Raw genomic sequence first — 11888 nt, 5'->3', positions numbered from 1 at the left:
TATAGAGGTCACAGCCCAAGCTGGGCATATCTAAAAGTCGCAATACCGATACCGGATAGTTCAAAGGCTCTGGGACCGGGCTTTCAAGCCTCGAGCACTGGAAAGAACGGAGCCTTGCATCGCTTGTCACATTCACGGATTGGGAGCCTGAGCTGCACTGCGCTACAATCCTGCGCCTTTGCAGCCTGTCGGCTTTTACGACTTCCGTGACCGCGCTCATGGACCGAACCAAGAGGTACTTCCTATGGTGCATAGCATGACGGCCTTTGCCCGAGTCGAACAGGCCGGCGCTCAAGGCACATTGAGTTGGGAACTACGCTCGGTCAATCATCGCTACCTTGAACCTCACCTGCGTCTGCCGGAATCCTTCCGCGACCTGGAGGGCGCAATCCGCGAGGCCCTGCGCCAGGGTTTGTCACGTGGCAAGGTCGAATGCACCTTGCGCTTCGTTGAGGAAAACGCGGGCAAACCGCTGCAAGTGGACCGCGAGCGCGCCGGACAACTGATTGCTGCTGCCGAAGTCGTCGCCGGCCTGATCAAGCAGCCTGCGGCCCTCAACCCTCTTGAGGTCCTGGCCTGGCCTGGCGTTCTGGTGGCCGACGCCTCGGACCCGCAAGCCCTCAACAACGAAGCCCTGAATCTCTTCAACGAAGCCCTGACCGAACTGAAGAACGGTCGCGGCCGCGAAGGTGCGGATCTGGCCAGGCTGCTCGATGAGCGCCTGACGTCCATCACCCAGGAAGTCGCCACCCTGCGCACTCTGGTGCCACAGATGCTGGCCGCTCAGCGGCAGAAAGTCCTGGATCGCTTTGCCGACATGAAGGCAGAGCTTGATCCTCAGCGCCTGGAGCAGGAAATGGTCCTGCTGGCGCAGAAAAGCGATGTCGCGGAAGAGCTCGATCGCCTGAGCACGCACGTCACGGAAGTGCGCCGCGTGCTCAAGACCGGCGGACAGGCGGGTCGTCGCCTGGACTTCCTGATGCAGGAGCTCAACCGCGAAGCCAACACACTAGGCTCCAAGGCCTTCGACCCACGCAGCACACAGGCTGCCGTCAACCTAAAGGTGTTGATCGAGCAGATGCGTGAACAAGTGCAGAATATTGAGTAAGGCTGAACCTGACATGACCCACAGTACCGGTACCCTGTACATCATTTCCGCTCCGTCCGGCGCAGGCAAGACCAGTCTGGTCAAGGCTCTGATCGACGACTCGGAGCAGCAGATCCGCGTTTCGGTTTCGCACACCACCCGCGCCATGCGCCCCGGTGAAGTCGATGGCGTGAATTATCACTTCGTTGATCGCGCCGAATTCCAGCGCATGATCGACCACGGTGATTTCCTGGAGCAGGCCGAAGTGTTCGGCAACCTCTACGGCACGTCGCAGAGCCATCTGCAGCAGACACTGGACGAAGGCCATGACCTGATTCTGGAAATCGACTGGCAAGGCGCCCAGCAGGTTCGCAAGCAGATGCCCCATGCACGCTCGATCTTCATCCTGCCGCCAACCCAGCAGGCACTGCGCCAGCGCCTGACCAACCGTGGCCAGGACAGCGACGAGATCATCGACGCACGCATGCGCGAAGCGGTCAGCGAAATGAGTCACTACAAGGAATATGAGGCCATCGTGGTCAACGATGACTTCGCCCATGCACTGGAAGACCTGAAAGCGATTTTCCGCGCCAACCGGCTCAGCCTGCAGCATCAGGAAGAGAAATACAGCCAGTTATTCAAAGAGTTACTGGCCTGAACCGACCTTGCGGGCAAGCGCTGACGCCTGCCCGCAACGCTCACCCTTCGGCGTGCCGCTTGAAGCTTGTGGCTAACCGCTTGTAAACTACCGAGTCCGCTCGCCCATCCGGGCACCGCGCATACGCATTTGCTACGAGGAATACCCATGGCCCGCGTGACTGTTGAAGACTGCCTGGAACACGTCGATAACCGCTTCGAGCTGGTCATGCTCGCTACCAAGCGTTCGCGTCAGCTCGCTACTGGCGGCAAGGAGCCCAAGCTGGCTTGGGAAAACGACAAGCCTACCGTCGTCGCTCTGCGTGAAATCGCAGCTGGCCTGATGGACTACTCTGTCATCGCAGAAGCTGAAATCGTTGAAGATGAACCATTGTTCGCAGCGTTCGAGGACGAGTCCAGCGAGGCCGTCTAAGCCTATGCCGGGGCGATGTGGTACGACGCAGTGTAAAAGCCACGAGCAAGGAGTAACGCCTTGCCGAGCATAGACGCACTCGCCGACCGCCTTTCGGCCTATCTTGGCAAGGACCAGGTCAATCTGGTCCGCCGAGCGTATTACTACGCCGAACAAGCCCACGACGGCCAACGCCGTCGTAGCGGCGAAGCTTATGTGACGCACCCGCTTGCGGTTGCGAGCATCCTTGCCGACATGCACATGGACCATCAGAGCCTGATGGCCGCGATGCTGCATGACGTGATCGAAGACACCGGTATCGCCAAGGAAGCACTCTGCTTGCAGTTTGGCGAAACCGTGGCCGAGCTCGTCGACGGGGTCAGCAAGCTGACCCAGATGAACTTCGAGACCAAAGCCGAAGCCCAGGCTGAAAACTTCCAGAAGATGGCCATGGCCATGGCACGCGACATTCGCGTGATCCTGGTCAAGCTCGCCGACCGTCTGCACAACATGCGTACGCTGGAAGTCCTGTCCGGCGAGAAGCGCCGTCGCATCGCCAAGGAAACCCTCGAAATCTATGCCCCGATCGCCAACCGGCTGGGCATGCATAGCGTTCGTATCGAGTTCGAGGACCTGGGTTTCAAGGCCATGTATCCCATGCGCTCTTCGCGCATCAACCAAGCGGTCAAGCGCGCCCGGGGCAATCGCAAGGAGCTGGTCAACAAGATCGAAGAGTCCCTGAGCCATTGCCTTGCAGTGGACGGGATCGAAGGCGAAGTCAGCGGACGCCAGAAACACCTCTATGGCATCTACAAGAAGATGCGCGGCAAGCGTCGCGCCTTCAACGAGATCATGGATGTCTACGCATTCCGCATCATCGTCGACAAGGTCGACACCTGCTATCGCGTGCTAGGCGCTGTACACAATCTGTACAAGCCACTGCCCGGTCGCTTCAAGGATTACATCGCAATTCCCAAAGCCAACGGCTATCAGTCGTTGCACACCACCCTGTTCGGCATGCATGGCGTACCCATCGAAATCCAGATCCGCACCCGCGAAATGGAAGAGATGGCCAATAACGGCATTGCCGCACACTGGCTGTACAAATCCACCGACGACGAGCAGCCCAAGGGCACCCACGCCCGCGCCCGTCAGTGGGTCAAAGGTGTACTGGAGATGCAGCAACGTGCTGGCAACTCCCTGGAATTCATCGAAAGCGTGAAGATCGACCTGTTCCCGGACGAGGTCTACGTCTTCACGCCAAAAGGCCGGATCATGGAGCTGCCCAAAGGCTCCACGGCAGTGGACTTCGCCTACGCAGTCCACACCGACGTCGGCAACAGCTGTATAGCCTGCCGGATCAACCGCAGGCTGGCACCGCTTTCCGAACCGCTGCAAAGCGGCTCGACCGTCGAAATCGTCAGCGCACCGGGCGCACGCCCGAACCCTGCATGGCTCAACTTCGTCGTCACCGGCAAGGCCCGCACCCATATTCGTCACGCCCTGAAGCTGCAACGCCGCTCCGAGTCCATCAGCCTGGGCGAACGCCTGCTGAACAAGGTGCTCAACGGCTTCGAGTGTACGCTGGACAAGATCGCGCCCGAGCGCATCCAGCTGGTTCTGACCGAATACCGCGTCGAAGTCCTGGAAGACCTGCTCGAAGACATCGGCCTGGGCAATCGCATGGCCTATGTGGTCGCCCGCCGCCTGCTGGGTGAAGGCGAACAACTGCCAAGCCCGGAAGGCCCGCTGGCGATTCGCGGGACCGAAGGCCTGGTGCTCAGTTATGCCAAGTGCTGCACGCCGATCCCTGGCGACCCGATTGTCGGGCACCTGTCCGCAGGCAAGGGCATGGTTGTACACCTGGACAACTGCCGCAATATCAGTGAAATCCGCCACAACGCGGAAAAATGCATCCAGCTGTCCTGGGCCAAGGACGTCACTGGCGAATTCAATGTCGAGTTGCGTGTGGAGCTGGAACACCAGCGCGGCCTGATTGCCCTGCTGGCCAGCAGCGTCAACGCCGCCGACGGCAACATCGAAAAGATCAGCATGGACGAACGCGATGGCCGTATCAGCGTGGTCCAACTGGTCGTCAGCGTTCACGACCGCGTGCACCTGGCTCGCGTGATCAAGAAACTACGCGCCCTGACCGGGGTGACACGTATCACCCGCATGCGCGCATAGCCAACCCATCATCAGGAGTTCTTCATGACCAAGACTGTCATCACCAGCGACAAGGCACCTGCGGCCATCGGCACTTACTCCCAGGCGATCAAGGCTGGCAATACCGTCTACATGTCCGGACAGATCCCGCTGGACCCGAAAAGCATGGAGCTGGTCGAAGGCATCGAAGCCCAGATCGTTCAGGTCTTCGAGAACCTCAAGTCTGTCGCTGAAGCCGCCGGTGGCTCCTTCAAGGACATCGTCAAGCTGAACATCTTCCTGACCGATCTGGGCCACTTCGCCAAGGTCAACGAGATCATGGGCAAATACTTCGAGCAGCCTTACCCGGCCCGTGCAGCCATCGGCGTTGCCGCACTGCCACGTGGCGCTCAGGTCGAAATGGACGCGATTCTCGTCATCGAATAAATCATTCCAGCGGGGCGCCAGCCGCTCCGCTTCCCCTGCAAAGGAAGGACTCCGCTATGCGCTCCGCGCTCGCCATCTCACTGCTGGCTGCCATCCTGACTGGCTGCGCCAGCCACGCCGACCGCAACCCTGACGGTACCTGGATCAATCAGAACGCCATCGACGCTGCCGTCAAAGGCGGCAACCTGCGCGAAGCACTGCTTGCCAACGGCCCGAACCTGGAATGGCAGGTGAACACCAAGGCCAATCAGGCCATCTATTCCAATGGTTTCGAGCTGGGCGAAGGCAAGATTGCCAGCGCTGCCGACGGCAAGCTGCACATCGACTTCTACGGCAACTTCTCTGAAGACCTGACCGTCAAGGGCGACCAGTTGATCCAGGCTGCCAGCGAATCAGGTCCGGAGCAGCATTTCGAGAAGCCCGAAAACCCGGCCCCGGAAGGCGCACCTTCTGGCAGCAGCTTTGAAAAAGCCCTGTACGGCGCTTACATGGGCGGCAAATGGACCATCGTCAGTGGCGATGGCCAAGGCAGCACCGTGCAGTTCCTGCCGGACGGCAGCGTGCAGGGTCTTCCCGAAAATGACCGCTACGCCCTGTGTCTGGCGGGCGATTGCGCAGCCATGAGCGGCGAATTCGACAGCATGTGGCTGGAAAAGAACGAACAAGGCAACCCGTGGATCTTTGCCCGCAAAGGCAAGCAACTGGAAATATTCCAGGCACTCAACACGGCTGGCGCTGGCGAGATGCCTCAACTGCGCCCAGGCCAGCGTCACTGGCTGCTCGAACAGCAGTGATGCAGTGAAGACGGGCCCGCTCATCAAGATGACCGGGCCCGCCTCGCATTACCCGAGCAACGCCGCATATCCCGCACGATAATCCGTATACTTCGGCGCCCAACCCAGCGCCCGCGCTCTGGCATTGCTGCATCGCTTGCTGCCCACGCGCTGAACGCTGACATCTTCGGACCATTCGGTCACACCCAGATATTCGCGAATCCAGGCCACTACATCGGCCAGCGCCGCCGGATCGTCATCGACGCCAAGATAGCAATCCTCAAGCGCCACCCCGCGCGCATCGGCCTGAAGCAGAAAAGCCAGCAAACCCGCTGCGTCGTCAGCATGAATGCGATTGGCATAGACCGGCGGGTCGACCCGCACACTATGGCCCTGACGAACACGATTGGAGAGATCGTTGCGACCGGGGCCGTAGATCCCCGTCAAACGCACGACCGTGGCAGGCCAGCCGCTGTTGAGGGCGACCTGTTCGGCTTCCAGCATCACCGTGCCGGAAAAACCCGAGGGCTCGGTTGCCGAGGCCTCATCGACCCATTCGCCATGCTGCTGCCCGTAAACACCGCTGCTGGAGACAAACACAACCCGCCTGGGCTGCTGACCGTGCTGCTTCATCCAGTGCAACACATGAGACAAGCCCTCGACATAGGCGCGTCGGTAGCCGTATTCGTCCCTTTGCGTGGGTGTGGCGCAATAAACCAGATAATCGATAGTATCCGTCGGCCAGTCCTGCGGCTCCAGCCAGTCGAACAGATCGCCCTTTACCGGAATCACGCCTTCAGGCAACTGTGATGTATCACGCCGCAAGCCATGGACGCGCCATTCGAGAGGCAGCAATCGAGTGGCCAGACGAGCGCCTATATCGCCGCAACCGGCGATCAAAAGGGATGGTGCAGACACCTGATACCTCCACATGACAACGAATAAGGCCAAAAAATAATCAGGAATAAAGCAGCCTGATGTTATTTATTGAAAAAAAGATACATTATTACTTCTGCTAACAAGAACGATTTGCAATAATACCCGTCCATTTGTTCCCGCACTCCCGTCGAGCCTATAACGCGACGTCCCGGAACAACCATTATTTCCATTTCAGGTCAGGCCAGCATGACACGCATTCAATCACCCGCTTCGCCAACCAAGCTACCTCGCCTGCCGCGTGCATGGCGTGGTGTGGCTGCCCTTGTGTTGAGCCTGATGCTCGCACCTGTCGCTCTCGCTGACCAATCGGCACCGGCCGCTCAGGCACCTCAAGCCGCTGCCGCTGCTCCAGCCGCCACCGCGCCTGCAACCCAGCCAGAAGCCGTTGCACCTGTCGACACCCTGGAGCCTGTCGTTGAAGAAGCCGGCCTGGGCATGGCTCACGATCTGTCGCCATGGGGCATGTACCAGAACGCCGACATCGTCGTCAAAGCGGTCATGATCGGTCTGGTCATCGCTTCGATCATTACCTGGACCATCTGGATCGCCAAGGGTTTCGAGCTGCTGGGCGCCAAGCGTCGTCTGCGCGTTGAAATCGCTGGCCTGAAAAAGGCCCGCTCCCTGAGCGACGCCAGCCAGAGCGCCAACAAGGAGGGCACCCTGGCTCACCTGCTGGTCCATGACGCACTGGAAGAAATGCGCCTCTCTGCCAACAGCCGCGAGCGCGAAGGTATCAAGGAGCGTGTCAGCTTCCGTCTGGAGCGTCTGGTTGCTGCCTGTGGCCGCAACATGAGCAACGGCACCGGCATGCTCGCCACCATCGGTTCGACGGCTCCCTTCGTCGGCCTGTTCGGTACCGTGTGGGGCATCATGAACAGCTTCATCGGCATCGCCAAGACCCAGACCACCAACCTGGCAGTGGTTGCACCCGGCATCGCCGAAGCCCTGCTGGCAACAGCACTCGGTCTGGTTGCAGCGATTCCGGCAGTCGTTATCTACAACGTCTTCGCCCGCTCCATCGCTGGCTACAAGGCTCAGGTTTCGGACGCTTCCGCCCAGGTTCTGCTGCTGGTCAGCCGCGACCTGGATCACCTGCCGGAAAGCGATCGCAACCAACAGCAACCGCACATGGTAAAGGTGGGCTAAGACGTGGGCCTGCATCTTAACGAAGGCGGCGATGATCTCGCCGAGAACCATGAAATCAACGTGACGCCGTTCATCGACGTCATGCTGGTGCTGCTGATCATCTTCATGGTCGCGGCACCGCTGGCAACGGTAGACATCAAGGTCGACCTGCCAGCCTCTACCGCAACACCGCAACCAAGGCCCGAGAAGCCGATCTTCCTCAGCGTCAAGACTGACAAGAGCCTGTATCTGGGCGAAGAGAAAGTCGCTCGCGAGCAGATTGGTCAGGTGCTGGATGCCAGAACCAAGGGCAAGAAAGACACCACCATCTTCTTCCAGGCCGACAAAGGCGTGGATTACGGCGATCTGATGGAAGTCATGAATACCCTGCGCGGTGCTGGCTACCTGAAAGTCGGTTTGGTTGGCCTTGAGACGGTTGGTAAAAAATGATCACTACGCGCCAAAAACTGACGCGCTATAGCGGTAGTCTGTTGTTGGTGCTGGCTGTGCATGCCATCGCGGTCATCGTCGCACTCCGGTGGCCGGCATCACAGGCTATCGAGTTGCCACCGGCCGCCATGATGGTCGAACTGGCACCGTTGCCCGAGCCCGCACCGCCACCACCGCCCAAGGTCGTTCAGCCGCCGCAACCTCCAGCGCCGGAAGAGGAAATTCCTCTGCCTGAACTGCTCGAGGCGCCAAAGCCGGAAATCGCGGTTCCCAAGAAAGTGGAAAAGCCCAAGCCAAAACCGCAGCCGCCAAAGCCGCAGAAGAAGCCTGAGCCACCGCAGGAAAAGCCTGCCGATGAAAAGCCGGTGGACACGCCGCCAACAACGGCCCCTCCTGCAAAATCGGCTGCACCGACGCCGCCTAGCCCGCCGTCTCCACCCAGCACGGCATTGCCAAGCTGGCAGAGCGACCTGCTGAGGCACTTGAGCAAGTACAAGAAGTACCCTGAAGATGCTCGCCGTCGCGGCATGCAAGGGGTCGCCCGTCTGCGCTTCGTGGTCGATGCGGAAGGCAACGTCCTTTCCTACTCGATTGCCAGCACTTCAGGCAGTCCGGCACTGGACCGAGCCACCATGGAGATGATCCGTCGTGCTCAACCGTTGCCTAAACCGCCAGCGGAAACACTGAACAACGGCACGATCGAAATCCTGGCACCTTTCGTTTATTCCCTGGATAAACGCTGAATAACACTTTTGTTACTCATGAGTGCTTCTGATAACGTGCGTCTATCGATTGCACCCGCTATGCTGGGTCCGCAACTTCATGGACGCACGTTATGACCCTTACAGAATTGCGCTATATCGTTACGCTTGCTCAGGAACAGCACTTCGGCCACGCTGCCGAACGCTGTCACGTCAGCCAGCCCACGCTCTCGGTGGGCGTGAAAAAGCTTGAAGATGAACTTGGTGTGCTGATTTTCGAGCGCAGCAAGAGTGCTGTACGTCTAACGCCTGTCGGTGAGGGCATCGTTGCCCAGGCCCAGAAGGTACTGGAACAGGCACAAGGCATCCGCGAGCTGGCACAGGCGGGCAAGAATCAGCTGACAGCACCACTCAAGGTCGGCGCGATCTACACCGTTGGCCCCTACCTGTTTCCGCATCTGATTCCGCAACTGCACCGGGTCGCCCCGCAAATGCCGTTGTACATCGAAGAGAACTTCACTCACGTGCTGCGCGACAAACTGCGCAACGGTGAGCTGGACGCGGTCATCATCGCCTTGCCATTCAACGAAGCCGATGTGTTGACCCTGCCACTCTACGACGAACCCTTCTCGGTTCTGATGCCAGCCAACCATCCATGGACCCAGAAAGAGTCCATCGATGCCTCGGCATTGAACGACAAGAGCCTGCTGTTGCTAGGTGAAGGTCACTGCTTCCGCGATCAGGTCCTGGAAGCCTGCCCGACGCTGACCAAAGGCGGCGAAGGTGCCAAGCACACGACGGTGGAATCCAGCTCTCTGGAAACCATTCGCCATATGGTCGCTTCCGGTCTCGGGATCTCGATCCTGCCGCTGTCGGCCGTGGACAGCCATCACTATGCACCTGGCGTGATCGAGGTTCGCCCACTGACAGCACCTGTACCTTTCCGTACGGTCGCTATCGCATGGCGCGCCAGTTTCCCGAGGCCCAAGGCAATCGAGATTCTTGCTGACTCTGTACGCCTGTGTTCCGTGGCTCGTCCAAAAACAGAAGCAAGCTAGGCAGAGAAAAATGAGCGAGCTTTCCAAAGTCTCGGTCACGGCGCTCAAGGGTGTCGGCGAGGCCATGGCTGAAAAGCTGGCAAAGGTGGGCCTGGAAAACCTGCAGGATGTGTTGTTTCACCTGCCGCTGCGTTATCAGGACCGGACCCGTGTTGTCCCTATCGGCGCGCTACGCCCCGGCCAGGATGCGGTGATCGAAGGCGTGGTCAGCGGCGCCGATGTGGTCATGGGCAAACGCCGCAGCCTGCTGGTGCGGCTGGGTGACGGAACAGGCGTTGTCAGCCTGCGCTTCTATCACTTCAGCAACGCCCAGAAGGAAGGCATGAAGCGCGGGACTCACCTGCGCTGCTTTGGCGAAGCCAGACCCGGCGCCTCAGGCCTGGAAATCTATCACCCGGAATACCGGGCACTGACCGGTGATGAACCCGCTCCCGTGGAGCAGACGCTCACCCCGATCTATCCGACCACCGAAGGCCTGACCCAGCAACGCCTGCGCCAACTCTGCCAGCAAAGCCTGGCAATGCTCGGCCCCAAAAGCCTGCCGGACTGGCTGCCCGAAGAGCTGGCCCGCGACTATCAACTGGCTCCGCTGGACGATGCGATTCGCTATCTGCACCACCCGCCCGCCGATGCCGATATCGAAGAACTCTCGCTGGGCCATCACTGGGCGCAACACCGCCTGGCCTTTGAAGAGTTGCTGACCCATCAGCTTTCCCAGCAACGCCTGCGTGAAAGCCTGCGCGCGCAACATGCACCGGCTCTGCCGCTGGCGAAAAAGCTGCCGAAACAGTTTCTGGCCAACCTCGGCTTTCCGCCCACCGGCGCACAGCAGCGCGTGGGCAAGGAAGTCGCCTACGACCTCAGCCAGCCGGAACCCATGCTGCGCCTGATTCAGGGCGATGTGGGCGCGGGCAAGACCGTGGTCGCCGCACTGGCGGCCCTGCAAGCGCTGGAAGCCGGTTATCAGGTGGCCTTGATGGCGCCCACCGAAATCCTCGCAGAGCAGCACTACATCAACTTTCAGCGCTGGCTTGAACCTCTGGGCGTCGGAGTCGCGTGGCTGGCCGGCAAGCTCAAGGGCAAGGCACGCGCCACCTCGCTGGAACAGATCGCCAGCGGCACACCCATGGTGGTGGGCACTCATGCACTGTTCCAGGACGAAGTGCAGTTCAAGAATCTGGCGCTGGTCATCATCGACGAACAACACCGTTTCGGCGTCCAGCAGCGTCTGGCCCTGCGCAAGAAAGGCGTTGGCGGCATGATGTGCCCACATCAATTGATCATGACCGCGACTCCCATTCCGCGCACCCTGGCCATGAGCGCCTACGCGGATCTGGATACCTCGATCCTTGACGAACTGCCTCCGGGCCGTACACCGGTCAACACCGTGCTGGTGGCCGACAGCCGTCGCATCGAAGTCATCGAACGAGTACGCGCAGCCTGTGCAGAAGGTCGCCAGGCCTACTGGGTCTGTACGCTGATCGAAGAGTCCGAAGAGCTGACCTGCAAGGCCGCCGAGACGTCATTCGAGGAGCTGAGCAGCGCATTGGGCGAGCTTCGTGTCGGGCTGATCCACGGGCGCATGAAGCCTGCGGAAAAAGCCGCCATCATGGCCGAGTTCAAACAGGGCGCTCTGCAATTGCTGGTGGCGACGACGGTCATTGAAGTGGGCGTCGATGTTCCCAATGCCAGCCTGATGATCATCGAAAACCCAGAACGCCTCGGGCTCGCTCAACTGCACCAGTTGCGCGGGCGTGTCGGACGCGGCAGCGCCGTCAGCCATTGTGTACTGCTCTACCATCCGCCGCTTTCACAAGTCGGCCGTCAACGCCTGGGCATCATGCGTGAAACAAATGACGGTTTCGTCATCGCCGAAAAGGATCTGGAATTGCGTGGTCCGGGAGAAATGCTAGGAACCCGACAAACGGGCCTCCTGCAGTTCAAGGTGGCTGATCTAATGCGTGATGCCGATTTGCTACCTGCCGTGCGAGATGCGGCCCACGCGCTTTTGGAGCGTTGGCCACAGCATGTCAGCCCCTTGCTCGAACGCTGGTTGAGGCATGGTCAGCAGTACGGTCAGGTGTGACGCAGGCAACGCTTTGGGAAGCCCATGCG

At 59.9% G+C, this 11888-nt stretch carries 12 protein-coding genes; 11 read left to right on the top strand and 1 reads right to left on the bottom strand.

Translation table 11 applies throughout. The annotated features are described in order from the left end of the window. Window positions 1–244 precede the first annotated feature (244 nt). The 6 genes from ACODS3_RS10025 (at window position 245) to ACODS3_RS10000 (ending at window position 5521) form a co-directional block, all read left to right on the top strand. Window positions 245–1108, top strand: a complete 864-nt coding sequence (locus tag ACODS3_RS10025; protein ID WP_489034068.1) for a YicC/YloC family endoribonuclease — start codon at window positions 245–247, stop codon at window positions 1106–1108. A 13-nt stretch (window positions 1109–1121) separates the two neighbouring features. Further along, window positions 1122–1745, top strand: a complete 624-nt coding sequence (gene gmk / locus ACODS3_RS10020) for a guanylate kinase (protein WP_201019499.1) — start codon at window positions 1122–1124, stop codon at window positions 1743–1745. Between the two features lie 147 nt (window positions 1746–1892). Then, window positions 1893–2156, top strand: a complete 264-nt coding sequence (rpoZ, locus tag ACODS3_RS10015; RefSeq protein WP_117163837.1) for a DNA-directed RNA polymerase subunit omega — start codon at window positions 1893–1895, stop codon at window positions 2154–2156. Between the two features lie 60 nt (window positions 2157–2216). Beyond that, window positions 2217–4322 carry a bifunctional GTP diphosphokinase/guanosine-3',5'-bis pyrophosphate 3'-pyrophosphohydrolase gene (gene spoT, locus ACODS3_RS10010; protein WP_201000982.1) on the top strand — a complete coding sequence of 702 codons (2106 nt, stop codon included), beginning with the start codon at window positions 2217–2219 and terminating at the stop codon, window positions 4320–4322. Between the two features lie 24 nt (window positions 4323–4346). Further along, on the top strand, window positions 4347–4727 hold the full coding sequence (locus ACODS3_RS10005; RefSeq protein WP_201000981.1) for a RidA family protein: 381 nt from the start codon (window positions 4347–4349) through the stop codon (window positions 4725–4727). Between the two features lie 56 nt (window positions 4728–4783). After that, window positions 4784–5521: a hypothetical protein gene (locus ACODS3_RS10000; RefSeq protein ID WP_201019500.1), complete on the top strand. Its 738-nt coding sequence runs from the start codon at window positions 4784–4786 to the stop codon at window positions 5519–5521. Between the two features lie 48 nt (window positions 5522–5569). Here the strand turns inward: ACODS3_RS10000 and ACODS3_RS09995 are convergent, their stop codons facing one another. Further along, a complete protein-coding gene (locus ACODS3_RS09995; RefSeq protein WP_201019501.1) occupies window positions 5570–6418 on the bottom strand; it encodes an SDR family oxidoreductase in 849 nt (282 codons plus the stop codon). Between the two features lie 207 nt (window positions 6419–6625). Between ACODS3_RS09995 and exbB the strand changes: the two genes are divergently transcribed. From exbB to recG, 5 genes are all read left to right on the top strand, one after another. Continuing rightward, window positions 6626–7585, top strand: coding sequence for a tonB-system energizer ExbB (exbB, locus tag ACODS3_RS09990; RefSeq protein WP_201019502.1), 960 nt, complete (start codon window positions 6626–6628; stop codon window positions 7583–7585). Window positions 7586–7588: 3 nt separating this feature from the next. Then, window positions 7589–8014 (top strand): TonB system transport protein ExbD, encoded by a 426-nt coding sequence (exbD, locus tag ACODS3_RS09985; RefSeq protein WP_003377967.1) that lies wholly within the window; start codon window positions 7589–7591, stop codon window positions 8012–8014. Continuing rightward, window positions 8011–8757 carry an energy transducer TonB gene (locus ACODS3_RS09980; protein WP_489034067.1) on the top strand — a complete coding sequence of 249 codons (747 nt, stop codon included), beginning with the start codon at window positions 8011–8013 and terminating at the stop codon, window positions 8755–8757. The genes exbD and ACODS3_RS09980 overlap by 4 nt, the downstream gene beginning before the upstream one ends. 92 nt (window positions 8758–8849) lie before the next feature. After that, complete coding sequence (locus ACODS3_RS09975) at window positions 8850–9773, top strand: hydrogen peroxide-inducible genes activator (RefSeq protein WP_122314833.1); 924 nt, start codon at window positions 8850–8852, stop codon at window positions 9771–9773. 10 nt (window positions 9774–9783) lie between these two features. After that, the gene (gene recG, locus ACODS3_RS09970) at window positions 9784–11859 is read left to right on the top strand and encodes an ATP-dependent DNA helicase RecG (protein WP_201000976.1); all 2076 of its coding nucleotides are present in this window, start codon (window positions 9784–9786) and stop codon (window positions 11857–11859) included. Window positions 11860–11888 lie beyond the last annotated feature (29 nt).

The organism is Pseudomonas sp. FG43 (assembly GCF_057809175.1).
Note: the sequence above shows the minus strand (reverse complement) of the source record. Positions and strands in the feature narration are given on the sequence as shown.